The organism is Candidatus Sodalis pierantonius str. SOPE, from assembly GCF_000517405.1.
GTDB classification, from domain to species: domain Bacteria; phylum Pseudomonadota; class Gammaproteobacteria; order Enterobacterales; family Enterobacteriaceae; genus Sodalis_C; species Sodalis_C pierantonii.
In genome coordinates, this window is sequence record NZ_CP006568.1 from 2447279 (window position 1) to 2465971 (window position 18693).

The 18693-nt window shown below is 56.5% G+C and carries 13 protein-coding genes and 7 pseudogenes; 10 read left to right on the forward strand and 10 right to left on the reverse strand.

Going from position 1 to position 18693, the window contains the following annotated elements:
- Window positions 1-53: 53 nt before the first annotated feature.
- Both SOPEG_RS23000 and SOPEG_RS24790 read right to left on the reverse strand, forming a co-directional pair.
- Window positions 54-1226 (reverse strand): annotated as a pseudogene (locus tag SOPEG_RS23000) (IS256 family transposase).
- Complete coding sequence (locus SOPEG_RS24790) at window positions 1136-1819, reverse strand: GNAT family protein (protein WP_071882197.1); 684 nt, start codon at window positions 1817-1819, stop codon at window positions 1136-1138. Before SOPEG_RS24790 ends, SOPEG_RS23000 begins: the two are co-directional and overlap by 91 nt.
- Window positions 1820-1879: 60 nt before the next feature.
- Here SOPEG_RS24790 and SOPEG_RS28300 point away from each other — a divergent pair, with 60 nt between their 5' ends.
- On the forward strand, window positions 1880-2023 hold the full coding sequence (locus tag SOPEG_RS28300; RefSeq protein WP_158382398.1) for a hypothetical protein: 144 nt from the start codon (window positions 1880-1882) through the stop codon (window positions 2021-2023).
- 714 nt (window positions 2024-2737) lie between these two features.
- Here SOPEG_RS28300 and SOPEG_RS12480 read toward each other — a convergent pair.
- From SOPEG_RS12480 to SOPEG_RS12495, 4 genes and pseudogenes are all read right to left on the reverse strand, one after another.
- Window positions 2738-3570 (reverse strand): annotated as a pseudogene (locus SOPEG_RS12480) (metal ABC transporter permease).
- Window positions 3571-3610: 40 nt separating this feature from the next.
- Complete coding sequence (locus tag SOPEG_RS12485) at window positions 3611-4471, reverse strand: metal ABC transporter permease (RefSeq protein WP_025245590.1); 861 nt, start codon at window positions 4469-4471, stop codon at window positions 3611-3613.
- Window positions 4464-5246 (reverse strand): annotated as a pseudogene (locus tag SOPEG_RS12490) (ATP-binding cassette domain-containing protein). The gene SOPEG_RS12485 and the pseudogene SOPEG_RS12490 overlap by 8 nt, the downstream one beginning before the upstream one ends.
- Window positions 5243-6116, reverse strand: a pseudogene (locus SOPEG_RS12495) (metal ABC transporter substrate-binding protein). The pseudogenes SOPEG_RS12490 and SOPEG_RS12495 overlap by 4 nt, the downstream one beginning before the upstream one ends.
- Before the next feature lie 328 nt (window positions 6117-6444).
- On the opposite strand from SOPEG_RS12495, the gene mntR reads away from it, so the two are divergent.
- The 5 genes and pseudogenes from mntR (at window position 6445) to tus (ending at window position 10182) form a co-directional block, all read left to right on the forward strand.
- Window positions 6445-6912 carry a manganese-binding transcriptional regulator MntR gene (gene mntR, locus SOPEG_RS12500; protein WP_025245594.1) on the forward strand — a complete coding sequence of 156 codons (468 nt, stop codon included), beginning with the start codon at window positions 6445-6447 and terminating at the stop codon, window positions 6910-6912.
- Window positions 6913-7099: 187 nt separating this feature from the next.
- Window positions 7100-7345, forward strand: a pseudogene (locus SOPEG_RS24795) (thiamine pyrophosphate-binding protein); the annotation flags it as partial.
- Window positions 7346-7427: 82 nt separating this feature from the next.
- Window positions 7428-8637, forward strand: a pseudogene (locus SOPEG_RS12505) (IS256-like element ISSoEn2 family transposase).
- Between the two features lie 36 nt (window positions 8638-8673).
- Window positions 8674-8897, forward strand: a pseudogene (locus SOPEG_RS12510) (MFS transporter); the annotation flags it as partial.
- A 355-nt stretch (window positions 8898-9252) separates the two neighbouring features.
- On the forward strand, window positions 9253-10182 hold the full coding sequence (tus, locus tag SOPEG_RS12515) for a DNA replication terminus site-binding protein (protein ID WP_025245596.1): 930 nt from the start codon (window positions 9253-9255) through the stop codon (window positions 10180-10182).
- A 52-nt stretch (window positions 10183-10234) separates the two neighbouring features.
- On the opposite strand, the gene fumC is transcribed toward tus, so the two are convergent.
- On the reverse strand, window positions 10235-11632 hold the full coding sequence (gene fumC, locus SOPEG_RS12520; protein ID WP_025245597.1) for a class II fumarate hydratase: 1398 nt from the start codon (window positions 11630-11632) through the stop codon (window positions 10235-10237).
- A 163-nt stretch (window positions 11633-11795) separates the two neighbouring features.
- On the opposite strand from fumC, the gene manA reads away from it, so the two are divergent.
- The 4 genes from manA to add all read left to right on the forward strand — a co-directional run bounded on the left by manA (window position 11796) and on the right by add (window position 15653).
- Window positions 11796-12974 carry a mannose-6-phosphate isomerase gene (manA, locus tag SOPEG_RS12525; protein ID WP_025245598.1) on the forward strand — a complete coding sequence of 393 codons (1179 nt, stop codon included), beginning with the start codon at window positions 11796-11798 and terminating at the stop codon, window positions 12972-12974.
- A 142-nt stretch (window positions 12975-13116) separates the two neighbouring features.
- A complete protein-coding gene (locus SOPEG_RS30255; protein ID WP_081743003.1) occupies window positions 13117-13926 on the forward strand; it encodes a YdgA family protein in 810 nt (269 codons plus the stop codon).
- 34 nt (window positions 13927-13960) lie between these two features.
- Window positions 13961-14647 carry a YdgA family protein gene (locus SOPEG_RS30260; RefSeq protein WP_250635984.1) on the forward strand — a complete coding sequence of 229 codons (687 nt, stop codon included), beginning with the start codon at window positions 13961-13963 and terminating at the stop codon, window positions 14645-14647.
- A gap of 127 nt (window positions 14648-14774) precedes the next feature.
- Window positions 14775-15653 (forward strand): adenosine deaminase, encoded by an 879-nt coding sequence (add, locus tag SOPEG_RS12535; RefSeq protein ID WP_025245599.1) that lies wholly within the window; start codon window positions 14775-14777, stop codon window positions 15651-15653.
- A 69-nt stretch (window positions 15654-15722) separates the two neighbouring features.
- Here add and SOPEG_RS12540 read toward each other — a convergent pair whose 3' ends face one another.
- The 3 genes from SOPEG_RS12540 to SOPEG_RS23005 all read right to left on the reverse strand — a co-directional run bounded on the left by SOPEG_RS12540 (window position 15723) and on the right by SOPEG_RS23005 (window position 18259).
- Complete coding sequence (locus SOPEG_RS12540; protein ID WP_025245600.1) at window positions 15723-15998, reverse strand: hypothetical protein; 276 nt, start codon at window positions 15996-15998, stop codon at window positions 15723-15725.
- An 8-nt stretch (window positions 15999-16006) separates the two neighbouring features.
- Window positions 16007-16948, reverse strand: a complete 942-nt coding sequence (locus tag SOPEG_RS12545) for a hypothetical protein (RefSeq protein WP_025245601.1) — start codon at window positions 16946-16948, stop codon at window positions 16007-16009.
- Between the two features lie 114 nt (window positions 16949-17062).
- Window positions 17063-18259, reverse strand: a complete 1197-nt coding sequence (locus tag SOPEG_RS23005; protein WP_025245602.1) for a hypothetical protein — start codon at window positions 18257-18259, stop codon at window positions 17063-17065.
- Window positions 18260-18693 lie beyond the last annotated feature (434 nt).

The window sequence follows — 18693 nt, forward strand, 5'->3', positions numbered from 1 at the left end:
ATTCAAGCGATAAAGGGCTGAGCCCGTACCGGATTCTGTGTAAATGCCTTTTCTCAGAAGTGACCGTCCAGGCGGTCACCGAACTCGATAATAAAGCGGCTCATTGCTATGCGCCAGTCCCCCTCAAAGGCATTGTCCATTTCTGTGAGGCCACCTGTATCGCCAGCCACACCACCTTTTTCACTGCGTCGTCGGTCGGGAACACCTTGCGCTTTTTGATGGCATGCCGGATCACGCTGTTTAACGACTCGATGGCGTTGGTCGTGTAGATCACCTTGCGGATGTCCGTTGGGTAGGCAAAGAACGTGGCCAGATTGACCCAGTTTGCCTGCCAGCTTCGACTTATTTGCGGGTAGCGGATGTCCCAGGCACTGGAGAACGCTTCCAGCGCCTGCAAGCCGGCTTCTCCCGTAGGGGCCTGATAGATAGCTTTCAGGTCGCGGGTGACGGCCTTGTAGTCCTTCCAGGAAACGAACCGCAGGCTGTTGTGCACCATATGCACGATACACAGCTGGAGCCGCGCCTCCGGATACACCGTGTTAATAGCGTCGTGGAAATCTTTCAGCCCGTCTACGCAGGCGATAAGGATATCGTTCAGGCCGTGGTTTTTCAGCTCTGTCAGCACGTTCAGCCAGAACTTTGCGCCTTCATTTTCGGCCAGCCACATACCTAGCAACTCTTTCTGGCCTTCGATGTTGATGCCCAGCGCCAGGAACACAGATTTGTTGATGATGCGGCTGTCCTGCCGGACTTTTAGAACGATACAGTCAAGATAAACAATGGGATAGACTGCATCCAGAGGCCGGTTTTGCCATTCGACAACCTGCTCCATGACCGCATCGGTGACCTTTGAGACCAGCGGCGGCGATCTCGCGGGTGGTCATCCCTTTGGCGTACAACGATAAAATCTGGTTATCCATCCCGGTAATCCGGGTCTGGTTCTTCTTCACCAGTTGCGGTTCAAAGGAACCGTCACGATCGCGCAGAGTACGCAGTGCCAGCGGGCCATCGCCAGTGGTAACGGTTTTTGTGGAATAGCCGTTGCGGGCGTTGGTCCCCGGTTTAGGCTGATTTTTATCGTAGCCGAGGTGATGGGTCATTTCGGCATTGAGAGCTGCTTCGACGCTGATTTTTCTCAGCAGCCGATCGAAGTGACTGAGATCTTCAGGGGTTTTGAGATTTTTGGCCAGTTCGTTAGCCAGAGCCTGCAACTGTTTTTCGTCCATAAATTAACCTGTTTTTGATGTTGGATTGAACATATCAAAATCAGGCAAATACACAAATTTCTAAACAGGCTCCTAAATTCGGATTGGTCTTTAACTTCTCCTCCCATTGCGATAAAGTCTCGCAACTCCCTGTTTCTACTAGTCTTTGCTTTTGAGCGGAAACCATGCTGGCCACACCCTTTCGCTAATTGCATTTGCCGGTGACTATTAAGTTTATACGTTGCATTAATGACATTGCTGTTTAAGTCGGACAAGTATTTTGTTCTAAAAGGAACTAAATGCTTTAGCGAAGATGAGATGGGTAAAGCTATTTCACCGCAGGTCAAAGGGTACTGCTCTAGACACAAATTTGCCCTGGCTTTGGTGTCGCCAGCGAGATAACGATGTCCCCAAGCACAGCAGTCGCCAATTAATTCACCTGTTGAATTACGTTTAATGAAATAGGTGTGGTTGCACTTTGCTTTGCCATGAAAAAACGGAAGTATATCAGGATGTGTAGCCGTGCTTCCCCCATAGATATGGTAAGCTTCAGCATATTGATCTTTATCACCAATTTCCCAGCCTGATAACAACGATTTAATTTTTACTCTCATGCATACCTTGAAGCATTAATTCTAAGCCATCCTTGTTTAGCTTGTCATGATATAGGAGTTGTGGCGCTGAAACAAGATATTGCTTGGGTTGAAGATGAATCATTTACTCCACCACATCGCAGGCTATGGGTAGGTAATCATAATGCGCATGTCAAATTACCGCGTAAGAAAGGCGTTGCAATATGGGATGAAGTAAATTGGTGAAGCCATTCACCAAAAGTAGAAACGTGCACCGGTTTAAATCTGTGTCGGTAAAATGCAAATAGATGATTTTAATATTTTTCAATGAATTATAGGTAATTGCTATTATCAAAACCCCGAAATCACGCAAAACATATCCGCTTCGATGAAACATATTTTAAAAATCGTCTACCCATTCTAAAAAACCAAAAAAAAGCGGGCGATCGCTCTCAAGCCATCTTCATCTTAGCGGCATGTTATTTAAAACCTTGTATGTTAAACTTATTCTTTGTGAGAATAATTGCTAAGAAGTTAAGTGATTGTTGTATTTAAAGTGCCTGTTGTTATTACTGATTTTCCTCATTGTGTGCACTGCTTGCTTAACGTTCACGTTATTAGATTATGCGCTACAGCACTACAGCACTACAGCACTACAGCACTACAGCACTACAGCACTACAGCACTACAGCACTACAGCACTACAGCACTACCGCTGCTACATGTGAAATGAGAAAACGACCTCGGTTGAAAATGGTTTTCTACTCGCATTGCAATTTATAGATGCTAGCTCTTTAAGTCGTTAGCTGCAGCGACGATACAAATATTAGTCTAGAGGATCATTTGTTAAATATTCAATGGATGAAAGGAGGACAACATCGAAGAGCGTCATACTAAGTAAGACCCATTTTCCTGCGCAAAGCAGGCGCCCCGGTAGGGAGGCGCCATTGAAGGGGTGGCTCAGGGCCGCACGCCGCGGGTTACGCGTCGTCTGCCGCTGGCGTGGCGGTAGGCCAGCGCCAGTACAAACAGCAGACTCTGTACCAGCACAATACAGGGGCCGGTGGCGGCGTCGAAATGAAAACTCAGCAGCGTGCCGCTGATGCTGGCGACAGCGGCGGTAAGCAGCGCCAGCGCGAGCATGGCATCAAAGCGACTGCATAACGTTAAGGCGGTGATGCTGGGTGTAATCAGCATGGTGATCACCAGAATGACTCCCACGGCCTGAAGCGCCGCCACTACCGTCAACCCCAGCAGGCACAGCAGGCACAGCAGGCACAGCAGGCACAGCAGGCCATAATGCAGCACAGGAATGCGCAGGCCCAGCACCGTCGCCTGTCCGACATCAAAGCAGTACAGCGCCAGATCCCGCCGTTTGAGCAGCAGCACCAGGGTGACCATACCGGCAATCGACAGAGTATGCAGCAGTTCGCGCGGGGAAATGCCGAGCACGTTGCCGAATAAAATATGGTTAAGGTGCTGATCGGTATCAATACGGGTAAACAGCACCAGACCGAGGCCGAACATGCCGGTGTAGAGTATGCCCATCACCGTGTCCTCTTTCAGCCGGCAGCGATCGCGGATATATAGCCGGTACCCAGCGCACAGCTGACCCCGACGACGAAAGCGCCCACCGCCAGGGGGAAACCGGCGGCATAGGCCAGTACGATCCCCGGCAGCACGGCGTGGGAAATCGCATCGCCCATCAGCGACCACCCTTTAAGCACCAAAAAACACGATAACACCGCGCAGACAATCCCCGTTGCTAGCGCCGCTAGCAGCGCGCGCTGCATAAGGGGTAGCTTAAAGGTTTGGTCAACCAGTCAAATCCCATCATCGGACGCCCTCTTGCGGGGCGCGCCGGCGTCGGCGGGCGGCCAGCAGACCGTAGCGCGGCGCGACGATCCAGGTCAGCAAAAAGAGCAGCGTTTGCAGGGTGACAATTACCCCGCCGGTGGCGCCATCGACAAAATAGCTTAACCAGGCGCCGACGGCACAGGTGACGGCACCAAAGCCGACCGACAATGTAATCAGACGTGAAAAACGGTCGGTTAATAGCCAGGCGGTCGCGCCGGGCGTTATCACCATCGCCATGACCAAGATTGCGCCGACGGTTTGCAGCGCGGCGATAACGCTGGCGCTGAGCAGGACAAAAAACACCAGTTTAAGGCGCAGCGGCGCCAGTCCGAGAGAACGGGCGTGGGTTTCGTCGAAAAATACCGCCAGCAGATCCTTGCGCAGAAAAAACAGCACCGCAAAGGTGATGCCGCTTATCCATTGCACTTGGCGTACGTCTGGCGCCGCAATAGCGAGGATGTTGCCGAACAGAATCGTTTGCACATTCACCGCGGTGGGATTGAGCGAAACGAGCAGTAGCCCGGCGGCGAAAAAAGTAGAAAACACGTAGCCAATGATAGCTTCTTCACGCAGGCGGGTGAGGTGCCGCGTCAGCGCCATGGTTAGCGCCGCCAGCAGGCCCGTAACGAAGGCGCCGGCGGCGTAGGGGAGACCGAGTGCATAAGCGGCCGCCACCCCCAGCATGACGGAGTGGGATAGGGCGTCGCCCATCAGCGACCAACCTTTTAACACCACAAACGCCGACAGAAACGCGCAGGAGGCGCCCACCAGGGCACTGACCCCGATCGCGTTGCGCATATAGGCGTAATGCAGCGGCTCCAGGGCCCATTCAAGCATCGGCCGGCGCTCCCGTCGTTACTTGCAGCGGAAGGCTGCCGCCGAAGGCGCGCCGCAGATTGCCGGCGGTAAAGGTCTCATGCAGCGGACCGGCGACGACGAAGGAGCCGTTAACCAACACCACCCGATCGCAGTAGGTGGGCACACTGGCGAGATTGTGGGTGGAAATCAGCACCAGATGACCCTCCGAGCGCAGCGTGCGCAGCAGGCTGATGATGGTGCTTTCGGTCTGGCTGTCGACTCCGGTAAAAGGTTCATCCAGCAGCAGTATTCGTGCCTGCTGCGCCAGCGCCCGTGCCAGAAACACCCGCTTTCTCTGGCCGCCAGACAGCTCACCTATCTGCCGCCGGCGCAGCGCGGTCAAATCCACGCGCGCTAGCGCCCGATCTACCTGTAGGCGATCTTCGCGCGACGGGCGGCGCAGCCAGGACATTTTACCGTAGCGGCCCATCATGACCACATCGTCCACCAGCACCGGAAAATGCCAGTCGACCTCTTCGCTTTGCGGTACATAGGCCACCAGGTTCTACCGTAGGGCGAGCGCCACCGGCAGATCGTTAAGACGAATCAGGCCGGCGCTTGAATGCACCATTCCCATGATGCTCTTGAACAGTGTGGATTTGCCGCTGCCGTTTACGCCCAGCAGGGCGCACCGGGTGCCGCCCTCAAGCGTAAAGCCGGCGTCGCGCAGAGCGGTATGGCCATTGTGATAGGTGACCGTCAGCCCGCTCACCGCAAGCCGAGTGGGATCTTGTGCCGCTGCGGGTGCGCTCATTGACCGAACCCGGTGGCGATGGTGTCAACGGTGGTGCGTAGCAAGTCGAGATAGGTGGGGACCGGCCCGTCGGCGGCGGACAAGCTATCGACGTACAGTACGCCGCCGTAGCGGGCGCCGGATTCAAGACTGACCTGGCGCGCCGGTTTATCGGAGATGGTACTTTCGCTGAACACCACCGGAATGTGATAACGGCGTACGGTATCGATAACCTTTTTCACCTGTTGCGGCGTGCCCTGTTCGTCGGCGTTGATCGGCCAGAGGTAGACCTCGCGCAAGCGATAATCCCGCGCCAGGTAACTGAATGCGCCCTCGCTGGTGACCAGCCAGCGCTGCTCGTCGGGGATCTTCGCCAGTCGGGCGCGCAGCGGCGCATCGATGGCTTTGATTTTAGCGGCCTAAGCTTGCGCGTTGCGATTGTAAATCGCCGCATGGGCCGGATCGTATTTCGCCAGCGCCTGCCGGATATTTTCCACATACACCAGCGCATTGGCCGGCGACATCCAGACGTGGGGGTTAACCCGATCACGGGCGGCGCCGTCGCGGATCGGCATGGGGTCAATGCCCTCGGTCACCACCACCGACGGCACGCCGTGTAATTGGTCGAAGAAGCGGCGAAACCAGCGCTCAAGGTTCATGCAGTTCCAGAGGATCAGATCCGCCTTCTGCGTTTTGACGATATCCCGCGGCGTGGGCTGATAATCATGCACCTCCGCGCCTGGGCGGGTGATGGAATGGACCTACGCCTCCCTCCTCGCCCTCGACCTGACGGGCCATATCCTGAATCACGGTAAAGGTGGTAATGACCTGAAAAGGTTTTTCCGCCCGCGCGCTGCCGGTGAATAGCGCGATCAGCATCCCCGCCAGCATCAGGCGCAGCGTGAAGGGCGAGCGGGTGAGAACGTGACAAGGAGAAGGTGTCTTGGCCATGGCGATTTCCCGGGTAGCGGTTAGCGTCTGTAACAGCGGCAATCACGCCTATGTTGGCGTGGCAAGCGCCACGCCGTGGCGACCTGTCGTCGGTGCCTTGCTGGCGTGGCGCGTGCATAATAGACAGATATAGCACGGGCTATATTAGATAGCAAAAGCAATTAATTCAAAATTTTGTACTCGCCCGCTCTTCGTTTAAAATGCTTAGCCACAATGTGCCTGTCCCGCCCGCGCGGGACCGTTGGCCATGACATAACGAGGAACAGGCATGACCCAGGGTGATTCATCCGCACTGTTCAGCGATCTCACGCCGTTGGTGGACGTGAAAGAGCATGTACAGGGATTCTTGCAGGTGCGTGAGGCGCATCGGCGCGAGCTGATAGATGACTATGTCGAGCTAATTGCCGATCTGATCCGCGATTGCGGTGAAGCGCGCCAGGTTGATCTGGCGGCGCGGCTGGGTGTTTCGCAGCCGACGGTGGCCAAGATGCTTAAGCGGCTGGTCGCGGCGGGATTGGTAGAGCAGCAGCCCTATCGCGGTATCTTTCTGACCGCCGAGGGGGAGGCGCTGGCCCACGAAAGCCGCATGCGCCATCAGATCGTGGAATCTTTCCTGCTGGCGCTGGGCGTCAGCCCCGAAACCGCGCGCCGCGACGCCGAAGGCATTGAGCATCACGTCAGTGACGAAACGTTACAAATTTTCCGCCGCTTTGCCGATAACGCCGAAAACCGCTAACTCCCCCCGTTGACCCTTTCCCTCGCCGTATGGCGTCGCGTTCGCGCGCCGGCCACGTCGCGCGCCCCGGCGTTGCCGCCGGCCGGACTCGTTAAATTGAACTATGCTTGGATAAGCGATTTTATTAGCAAAATCAAACGGCCGCTGCGACGACGGGCGGCGCCGAACGCGTATCTGAGGCAGACACATGGCAACCAAAACCAGCGATTTTTTTGTGGAGCGTCTGAAATCATGGGGCGTCACCCGTATTTACGGTTATCCCGGCGACGGCATCAATGGCGTGCTGGGCGCGCTACAGCGTGCCGCCAAGGACGGCGAGGGGATCGAATTCATTTAGGTACGCCATGAGGAAATGGCGGCGTTTATGGCCACCGCGCATGCCAAATTGACCGGCGAGCTGGGGGTGTGTCTTTCTACCGGCGGGCCGGGTGCTGGTTCCGGTCGAGCCTGTTTAGAAATTTGTGTATTTGCCTGATTTTGATATGTTCAATCCAACATCAAAAACAGGTTAATTTATGGACGAAAAACAGTTGCAGGCTCTGGCTAACGAACTGGCCAAAAATCTCAAAACCCCTGAAGATCTCAGTCACTTCGATCGGCTACTGAAAAAAATCAGCGTCGAAGCAGCTCTCAATGCCGAAATGACCCATCACCTCGGCTACGATAAAAATCAGCCTAAACCGGAGACCAACGCCCGCAACGGCTATTCCACAAAAACCGTTACCACTGGCGATGGCCCGCTGGAGCTGCGTACTCCGCGCGATCGTGACGGTTCCTTTGAACCGCAACTGGTGAAGAAGAACCAGACCCGGATTACCGGGATGGATAACCAGATTTTATCGTTGTACGCCAAAGGGATGACCACCCGCGAGATCGCCGCCGCGTTCAAAGAGCTGTATGACGCCGATGTCTCGCCGGCGCTGGTCTCAAAGGTCACCGATGCGGTCATGGAGCAGGTTGTTGAATGGCAAAACCGGCCTCTGGATGCAGTCTATCCCATTGTTTATCTTGACTGTATCGTTCTAAAAGTCCGGCAGGACAGCCGCATCATCAACAAATCTGTGTTCCTGGCGCTGGGCATCAACATCGAAGGCCAGAAAGAGTTGCTAGGTATGTGGCTGGCCGAAAATGAAGGCGCAAAGTTCTGGCTGAACGTGCTGACAGAGCTGAAAAACCGCGGCCTGAACGATATCCTTATCGCCTGCGTAGACGGGCTGAAAGGTTTCCCTGACGCTATTAACGCGGTGTATCCGGAGGCGCGGCTCCAGCTGTGTATCGTGCATATGGTGCACAACAGCCTGCGGTTCGTCTCCTGGAAGGACTACAAGGCCGTCACCCGCGACCTGAAAGCTATCTATCAGGCCCCTACGGAAGAAGCCGGCTTGCAGGCGCTGGAAGCGTTCTCCAGTGCCTGGGAACATCCGCTACCCGCAAATAAGTCGAAGCTGGCAGGCAAACTGGGCCAATCTGGCCACGTTCTTTGCCTACCCAACGGACATCCGCAAGGTGATCTACACGACCAACGCCATCGAGTCGTTAAACAGCGTGATCCGGCATGCCATCAAAAAGCGCAAGGTGTTCCCGACCGACGACGCAGTGAAAAAGGTGGTGTGGCTGGCGATACAGGCGGCCTCACAGAAATGGACAATGCCTTTGAGGGACTGGCGCATGGCAATGAGCCGCTTTATTATCGAGTTCGGTGACCGCCTGGACGGTCACTTCTGAGAAAAGACATTTACACAGAATCGTGTACAGGGTCGCACCGTCTCCAGCGGTTGGATTGGCCGCCGCGCGCGTCGCGCCAAAGGACAGGCTATTTGTTCTGTTACTACCTCGGCTCCAGTACCGCCGGTACCCTGGGCGGGTTCTTTTGGCATGGCTACGGCTGGGCGGGCGTTGTGGCCTTTATTACCGTGCTCCTGCTCGTTGGCCTTTACGTCGTCGCCCAACGCCTGCGCCGGTTGCCGGAACTGCGCGCGGTATAACGCTGAGCGGCTAAAGCCGTTTGGTGGCGCAAATGCGGCAGCCGCCGACGGCGCAGGGTTCCCCTGCTTTCATCGTGCGGCCTGCCTTGCGTTTTTGCCGTTAGCGTCCAGGAGCATGATGTCGGCGCCAGGGCCGCGGCGAGGCGCGAAGGCATGCGGGGGCCCTGCTCTTCCCTCCCTTCGTTATGCGCTTTCGCCCGTGTTGCTACTCATGGATGTGAACGGCACGCGCTCGCGGGTTGAGGTGATTCCCTGCCGAGGTTTCTGGACGTGACGGTTTTTCTTTCGCTAAGGTGATAGCAGTAGAATAGTGTTAAAGTTTATAGTATGTTGTAACTAACAACGAGATGGAACTATGCCCTCTTTGGATTTGACACAGCGTCTTAATGCCTACTTCAACACCCTGCAGCTGCGCCTGGAGGCCCTAGGACCGCTACTTGGCGGTTTTCGTCTGCTGGCCGCCCGCGTATTTACCCTCCCTGAAGTGGAAAAAGGTCAGGAGCAGGCCGAAATCACCACGCTCGAAGTACAACAGCAAGTGGGAAAAACCGCGCTGGCGACCGGTCTGGCTCATTATCAGCGCCTGTTTATTTATCATCAGAAGACTGACAGCAGCGGCAAAGCGGCGATTCGTCTACCGGACGCCTTATGCTTCGCCGTAGATGATGATCAGTATGCGTCCACCCTCGCCTTGATGGGGAAAATCAACGACCTTAAAGCGCAATTGGCCCAGTTGATTACCGTCGAGTCGCAGCTCCCGCCGGAGCAGCGTTTTGACTTTGTACATCGCCATTTGCGCGGTCTGAAAACTCTGAGCGCCTATCGCGGCCTGCAGGTGATTACCGATCCAGACTCGGTGCGTTTCGGCTGGGCAAATAAACAGGTTATCAAAAATCTGACGCGCCAGGAAGTGCTGACGATGCTGCAAAAAAGTCTGCAAGGCGGTCGCGCGGTCCCCCCTTACACCCGGGAGCAGTGGCGGGAGCGGGTGCGCGATGAGATTAACCAGGTGTCAAAACTGCCGCCGGACACCCCGCTGAAAATCAAACGGCCGGTAAAAGTACAGCCGATCGCGCGGGTGTGGTACAAAACGCGGCAAAAGCAGGTGCAATACGCCTGCCCTTCTCCGCTTATCGTGCTCTGCCGCACGCAGCAGGGAGCCACGGTGCCGGCGCTGGGGGAATTGCTGAATTATGACCGCCGCACTATCCGCCCGAAACACGTACCGGCCGCGCTGCCCGCCCATTTACTGATTGAACGACTGCATCTCTATGTCGCTACCTGAGGCGAGCCTTTGCCTATGGCCCGCCTTTCGCCGGTTTTTAGACCGTAAACGGTCAGCTTTTCATGCTGCCGACCATGTCTTCCGGTCGGACCCATTCATCGAACTGCCGCTCCGTCACATACCCCAACTTCAGCGCTGAAGCCTTAAGCGTCAGCCCCTCTTTATGGGCTTTCTTCTCGATTTCCGCCGCCTTGTCGTAGCCGATATGGGTATTGAGCGCCGTCACCAGCATCAGAGATTCATTGAGCAACTGATCGATACGATCGCGGTTAGGTTCGATGCCGACCGCACAGTGATGATTGAAGCTGTCTATACCGTCCGCCAGCAGGCGCACCGATTGCAGGAAATTATGGATAACCATGGGGCGGTAAACGTTTAACTCGAAATTACCGGAGGCGCCGCCAATATTCACCGCAGCGTCATTTCCCATCACCTGGCAACAGAGCATGGTCATCGCTTCGCACTGGGTCGGGTTGACTTTGCCCGGCATGATGGAGCTGCCCGGCTCGTTTTCCGGAATACTCAGCTCGCCGATTCCGCAGCGTGGACCGGACGCCAGCCAGCGCACATCGTTGGCGATTTTCATCATCGACGCCGCCAGCCCTTTCAGGGCGCCATGGCCGTGAACCAGGGCATCACAGGTCGCCAGGGATTCAAACTTGTTAGGCGCGGTGACAAACGGCTGTCCAGTCAGTTCCGCCAGCGCTTTCGCCACGCGAACCGCATATTCTGGGTGGGTGTTTAGACCGGTGCCCACCGCGGTACCGCCCAGCGCCAGTTCGCACAGATGCGAAATGCTCTGCTCAATATGCTTTGCGCTATGCTCAAGCATCGCCACCCAGCCGGATATTTCCTGCCCCAGCGTCAGCGGCGTGGCGTCCTGGAGGTGGGTACGGCCGATTTTCACGATATCGTTAAAGGCGGCAGCCTTGGCGGCCAAGGTTTTCTTTAATATCGCTATCTGCGGCAGCAAATGTTCACGCACGGCGATAACCGCGGCGACGTGCATCGCCGTGGGAAAGACGTCATTGGAACTTTGGCTTTTATTAACATCGTCATTGGGATGCACCAAACGCCCATCGCCACGCTCGCCGCCCAGCAATTCACTGGCGCGGTTGGCCAGCACTTCGTTCATGTTCATGTTGCTTTGCGTGCCGGAGCCGGTCTGCCATATGGCCAGCGGGAATTCGGCGGGGTGTTTGCCGGCCAAAACTTCATCCGCCGCGCTGATAATGGCTTGCACACGCTTGGCCTCAAGCAGGCCGAGATCCTGATTGACCTCAGCCGCGGCGCGTTTGGTTTGCGCCAGCGCGCTAATCAATTCCGGGGGCATTTTTTCGCTGGAAATCCGAAAATGTTCCAGCGAGCGTTGCGTTTGCGCGCCCCAAAGGTGGTCCGCGGGGACGTCAATCGGCCCCATTGAATCTTTTTCTACACGAGTGACTGCCATCATAACCTCCTGGTATTCATCCTAAAGATCGCTAACCCGCCCCTAGATGCTTACTTCTATGCCCAGGGCATTGGTAGTATAGTCCCACACAAAAACGCCTACCATTATGCGAGCGGTGAGCGCTATTACAATACGAATCAATAAATTATTAACGGGAACGATCATGGAAAAGATGATAAATACCCTCCAGCATTACGCCTGGGGCAGTAAAGACGCCCTAATCCGGCTTTACGGCATTACCGATCCCGATGGCCGGCCGATGGCGGAATTGTGGATGGGCGCGCACCCCAAAAGCAGTTCGCGCGTTCTGGATCCCCAGGGCAACGAAATCGCGCTGCGCACGCTCATTACCCGCGATCCGCAGGGCATGCTGGGCCGAGCGGTGGCGGAACGTTTTGGGGAATTGCCGTTTTTGTTTAAGGTGCTATGCGCCGACGAGCCGCTGTCTATCCAGGTTCATCCCTGTCTGAGCGCGGCGCGCATGGGGTTTGCCAAAGAAAACCAGGCGGGCATCACCCTGGACGCGCCCAACCGCAATTACAAGGACACCAACCATAAGCCAGAACTGGTGTTTGCCTTGACGCCGTTTCAGGCCATGAATGGCTTTCGCACGCTGTCGTCTATCGTCTCGCTATTACAGCCCGTCGCGGGAGCCCACCCCACCATTGCCGCCTTCCTCTCCCATCCTGACGAGCAGCATTTAGCGCAACTGTTCGGCGATTTGCTGACGATGACCGGCGAGCAAAAATTCCTGGCGCTGGATATTCTCACCGCCGCGCTGGACCATCAGCATGACGAACCCTGGGACACCGTGCGGATGATTGCCGAGGTTTATCCCGACGATAGCGGCCTGTTCTCGCCGCTGCTGCTAAATGTGATCACCCTGCAGCCCGGCCAGGCGATGTTTTTGTTCGCGCAAACCCCCCATGCCTATCTCAAGGGAGTGGCGCTGGAAGTCATGGCCAACTCCGACAATGTGCTGCGCGCGGGCCTGACGCCGAAGTATATCGACGTGCCCGAGCTGATGGCCAACGTCCAATTCGTCGCCAAATCGAAAGACACGCTGTTGACCGTCCCCGAACAGCACGATGGCGCGCTGGTGTTCCCCATCCCGGTGGACGATTTCGCCTTTTCGCTGCACGCGCTCACGCCGGCGCCGCGCACGCTGGCCCAGGACAGCGCCGCCGTTTTATTCTGCGTCGACGGCGAGGCCTCCGTGGACGGCGGCGGTCGACAATGCACCCTCCAGCCGGGGGAGTCGGTATTTATCGCAGCAAAAGATTCCCCGATTACAGTCAGCGGCAGTGGCCGTTTAGCTCGGGTTTATAATCAAAGCGAATGACCGCCGGACGAAATGCTTGTCAATTGCTACTATATTAGTTGCATGGCATGAGCCTCGTTCCCGGCCGTGTCTGTTTTTTGTTGCCTTTGGCGTTGCTGGGCGGACAAGTGGGATAGCAATAAATTATAAGGATGCATAACCTATGAAAAAAACCCTCGTAGCGGTCAGCGTAATCGTCATTCTCGGCGCCGCCTGGACCGGCGGCGCTTGGTACACCGGCAAACAATTCCAGCGCCGTTTATCTGATTTGGTTAACGACGCCAATGCTCGGTTGCAAAGCGCGTTTCCACAGTCGGGTCTGCGTTTTGCCGCGGAAAACTACCGGCGCGGCGTCTTCACCAGTCATGTTGATATCGTTGTGCAGTCGGACGGCAGTACCGGCGACAATAAATTGCTCAAGCCGGGCGAAGAGGTGCGCTTTAATGAGAAAGTTGATCACGGTCCTTTCCCGTTTGCCCAACTGAAAAAAGGCGTGCTCATCCCCAGCATGGCGTCGGTACATAGCGTGCTGGCGAAAACGGCCAAAACCCAGCCGCTGTTTAACGCCGCGAAGGGCAATGTGCCGCTGGTGGCGGAAACCCGCTTTGGCTACGGCGGCAACACGGTTTCCAAAATCACCCTGGCGGCGATGGATTTTCAGGATAACCAGACTATCATTCGCGCCAGCGGCGGGACGTTCGATGTCGACGCGGATGGCGATGGCGACAAGCTGAAGGTCTCCGGCGGCATCGACAGTCTGGTGCTGGGCGGGCTTAATCAGTGGCAGCAGCGCGAACAGTTGACGGTGCATGATTTCACCGTGGATAACGATACCCATAACGGCAAGCAAGGTTACAGCATCGGCGACAATACGCTGAAAGCGCGTACGCTGGTGTACAATCTGGACGGCAAAGATATTCTAAGTATCGACGCACTCTCCCAGGGTTACCCACGCGCAAGAAGACGGCGATAAGTTATCCGTTCAGGTCGCCTATGCCCTGGACGCGCTGCATATTCAGGGGCAAAACTTCGGCGCCGGCAAGCTGAACATCACCTTATCCAATCTGGACGGCAAAGCGATTGAAGCTTTCAGCCATCACTATCACCAGGAGGTCGCGCAAATCATGCAGCAAACGGGGGCGGTAGATCCGCAGCAACAGCAGGCGCAAATCACCCAAGCCTTCTTGCAGCAGTTGCCCACCGCGCTGAAAGGCAGCCCATACCTGACTGTCGCCCCGTTGAGCTGGAAGAACAGCAAGGGGGAAAGCACCTTCACGCTGACGCTAAATCTTAACGATCCGGCGGCGGCACAGCAGGCCGCGCAAGATCCGGCACTAACGTCGGATCAACAATGGGCCAGGTTCGTCAAAAAACTCGACGCCAAGCTGACCGTGCCGCTGGATATGGCCACCGAGACCACCGCGCAGTTCGCCCGCTTGCAGGGTTACAATGAGAAAGACGCCGACCAGCTTGCCAAGCAGCAGGTCCAGGGGCTGGCGGCCATGGGGCAAATGTTTAAATTGACCACGGTGGCGGATAATACGCTGACCAGCAGCTTTCAATATGCCGACAACCAAATCAACCTGAACGGCCAGAAAATGTCGATTCAGAACTTCCTCGGTCTGTTCGGCGTGCTCGGGCTGCCCGAAGGCGCCCCACAGCCCGCCGCGCCGCCGGCGGTGCCGCAGCCGTAAATCCCCGCGTTATCGTCACCCGCTCCCGGCGCCAAGCCGGGAGCGTTTTCTCAACCGGGCGAATATCGCCCCGGCCGCGAACTGTTATAATGAATCCTATTAATGTCACCTGAAAGAGTTATCACCCATGATTGATACGTCCCTGCCGCTGACGGATTTGCACCGTCATCTCGACGGCAATATACGCCCGCAAACGATCCTCGATCTCGGCCGCGAATTTGGCGTCTCCCTGCCCGCCAACACGCTGGACGCCTTGCGTCCCCATGTGCAGGTCACCGCTACCGAGCCGGATTTGGTCAGTTTTCTGCAGAAATTGGATTTGGGCGTGTCGGTGCTGGGGTCGCAGGAAGCGGTCATCGATGGCGTGCAAAGCGCCAGCCGCGAAAGCGGATTGCCGGTGCGTCTTATCGGTATTATGAGCCGCACCTTCGGCAAAGACGCCTGCTGGCAGGAGCTGGAGGCGATCCTCGCCTGCCGCGACGGCATTACCACCGTGGATCTGGCCGGCGATGAGCTGGGCTATCCCGGCAGCGAGTTTCTCAGTCATTTTACCCGCGCCCGGGACGCCGGCCTGCGTATTACCGTGCACGTCGGTGAGGCCGCGGGGCCGGAAAGTATTTGGCAGGCTATCCAGGAGCTCGGCGCTGAACGCATCGGCCACGGCGTGAAGGCCATAGACGATCCCAAGCTGATGGATTTCCTCGCCACCCACGCCATCGGTATCGAAAGCTGTTTGACCTCTAATATTCAGACCAGTACCGTGCGCGATTTAGCGCACCATCCCTTGAAACGCTTTCTCGATAGCGGCATCTTGGCGACATTGAACTCCGACGATCCGGCGGTACAGGGAATCGACATCGGTCATGAGTATCGTCAGGCGGCGCCGGCGGCAGGCCTAAACGCGCAGGATATCGCCCGCGCTCAACAAAATGGCCTAACCATTGCTTTTCTCAACAAGGCAGAAAAAGAGGCGCTGTGCGCGCGGGTACTCGCCCACAAACGCTAGCCGTCGCCCGCGGCGCGTCCGTTATCGAGCCATTATTGACGCCGGTGGCGAGTCCGGCACCGGGGTCTCTCAGAGCGGTGACGCGCCCGTGACCAACGCCTCCCCGGGCCGGTGGCGCGCCGCCGCGTGCTGCCATAGGGCCCGGGTGGCAAACAGCGCCAGCACTTCGACATTCACCCGTTTCGCCGGCGTTGTCGCCCGCTTCTCCCTCGTTAAGACTCTATCCGCCAATTCCATAATAATTTGGCTGAACGAATCGGCATTTTGCATTAAAAACCGCCCTCTCACCTGGGGAGACTGATTAAACAGTTGGCGGGCTAACGTCTTCTCTTTCAGCGGCGACAATGGCACCTTTAGCGCTTTCGCCGTCTCGATAATGCCCCTGGCTTCTTTTTTGACATATCGCCAATATACAGTCTGGCCAGTTCGTCATTAAGCGGCCGATGGCCCTCTCTGCTGTCGAGATAAAAAAAATCCCGGGTGTTGATGGCGGCGTGAGAGGCTTCATGCAGGATCGTCGCCACGTCATCATTTAATTTGTAGCGGGTGCAGAGAAAATGGCATTTGACGTTATAGCGTTTGTAATGTTGGTAGGCGCCGCTTCTTTTAAGATTGATGAAAATGCGCTTAAGCGGATCGTTGCGATAAACTTCCCCGACCACATTCTGATTGACGTGGTCTATCAGCCAAATGCGGCTGAAGTTATCGCTAATATGGCGCGAAATCTCGCTCCCCGTGTCCTCAATATTGCGCAGCAAGGTGACCATAAGGGCCTCGGCGGACTCGGGCTCGGGCTCGACCGCGAAAATTTCATGAAAACGCTGCAATACCGGATGTTCTGCATCGCCAAGCATCAGCGCTTGCTTGACCTGATGAATATGCTGATACGCGGTGACTACGCCCTCTCTTAATTCCCACGCAGCGTCGGCATACTTACCCGCCAGCGCCAGCTCTCCGTCGTCCAGTCCGTAAAGGAGGATCCCTCTAACGTTATCGCGCAGGTCATCATCCACCTGCAACACCCCGCGATACTCTTCAAAATCATCCGTGCGGAACCCCTCCCGATAGCGAATTTTTTGACTCTGCTGGGCGAAGCTTTTCTTCAGGCGGAGCTGCGCTTCCCTCACCGCCTTGACGTAGTCGATTTCAGCGCCGGCGGCGCCCACAAAGCCCTTTTCATCAGGAACCAGCACAAAGCGTTGTGACCGGCGATCAAAGCGACAGAGGATCTTATCCGCCGCCTCCGGTCCCAGCATAAAGACATGCGGCAGTAACGGATGCTTATCGATTTTCACCACCTGCTCTCCTAACAGCAGATACCGAGTGCCCTGGCGCGAACTGCACGATCCCTTGGCTGGTGGGCGGCGAGAGCGCGTCGACATCGACGCTGGGGTCCATTAAGGTCTCCGTTATGGCCTGGCGCAAACGCGACGACACAAAGCGTACGCATGCGGGCCTGAACCGCTTCGCTGTTGCTGCGCTTTCACTTTAAAACCCAACCGCCATCGATTCTTTGCGTCGAGATAGACCGGATAACCGGATTTGCCCGGTTTAGCGATATCATAAACTTCGTAATAAGGAGGATGATCGTGTTGTCTAACCGGCAAAAATTGATCCGCGATTTGAATACACGTTTGCTTGCTCTTATCGTTCGCCAGGGTCACCTCAAACAGGCCGCCATCCTGCTCGTGCTCGAGGGATCTGGCCGCCTGTACCCTGAGCGCAAGCTGATTGATAATGCGCTCCTGACCATGATGGTGTGAGCTTTGCCCGGGCACCGCCCAGGCTGGCCCGGGATCCGTCTTATCCACCCACCGCCCCCTTTTTACGTCGTACTGCACTTCTCGCTCGACGCCGTGACGCCGGGCGTAAAACCGCCCCTGTCGGTGCGTTATTCTCCACACTTCACCCTCTAACCGGGTAGCCAGGGACTGACCGGACACGAATGTGTTTTTGGGTAATGTCAGCGTGCGGTCAATCGGTACGCCGCGGTTATCTTTCGGCGAGGCCGCTATGATCGATTTCGCCAACAGCAGAATCTGATTATTGACCTCGTTCGCCTCATTAACATCCACGGGTAGGCCGTCAATTTCATCGGCCAACATTTTAAGCAGCGGACCGCCTATGTTTTGCGCAATGACCAGCGGTTGCGAACCGGGCAATAACGCCACCACCGCGGAGACCACCGCATCCACTTTATGGGTAATGTTGCTAAGCTTTTCCACTTCGTCTTCGCTGGGGCAGCGGCCCACGTTCTGATAGAAGTAGATCACCTGCGACTCTTCCGCCAGGGCCGATACCGGATTTTTCAAGGTATTACCAATTTGGCGCAATATACCGGCGGCCGTCAGGGTTTGCCGTTGCTCAAAACATGAAAAATCCAGCTTGACCTTTTTGACCTCATCCGGCGTCGGGGCAAGCGTGGTCGTGGGCGGAGGATCCGCCACATAGGCGGCGGCGTCGGGATGGCGCACGTAGCCAAGGGTATCCCTCCGAGTCTCGTCGTTATCATGGCCCGCCAAAGACCATGGCCCGCGCCAACCGCGCCGGCCAGCAGCAGACCGCCAAGCAACAACGCTTTTTTGGCGCTCAGTCGCCAGCGGCATGGCGGCGCCCCAAGCCCCGTTTCGCGCTGATGCCGGGCCCGATCCATCAACGTTTCACAGCAAAGCATCACCTGTTGCAGCAGCGAGTCGTCTTCCCAAGGAAGGATCGCGCAGGCGGCTGACTGACGCTCGGCGCGCGCGCCACACGCCGGGAGGGCCCCCGGCGAGGTTGGCAACAGCGTCGTACATTCAGGTGTATTGGCGATAGACTGCAGGTGACGGATCCCAGTGCTGCCGCCGGCGGCCGGCGCGGGGGCGGGGGAATGTCTGCGCGGCGGCGTTATTCAATGACTTTACGGGCATGGCCTAATGGGATGAGGGATAACAGGCACCAAAAAAGCGTTGTTGCTTGGCGGTCTGCTGCTGGCCGGCGCGGTTGGCGCGGGCCTCTGACGTGTTTATCACGTGTGGGGTGGCAATCATTTCTGGACTCT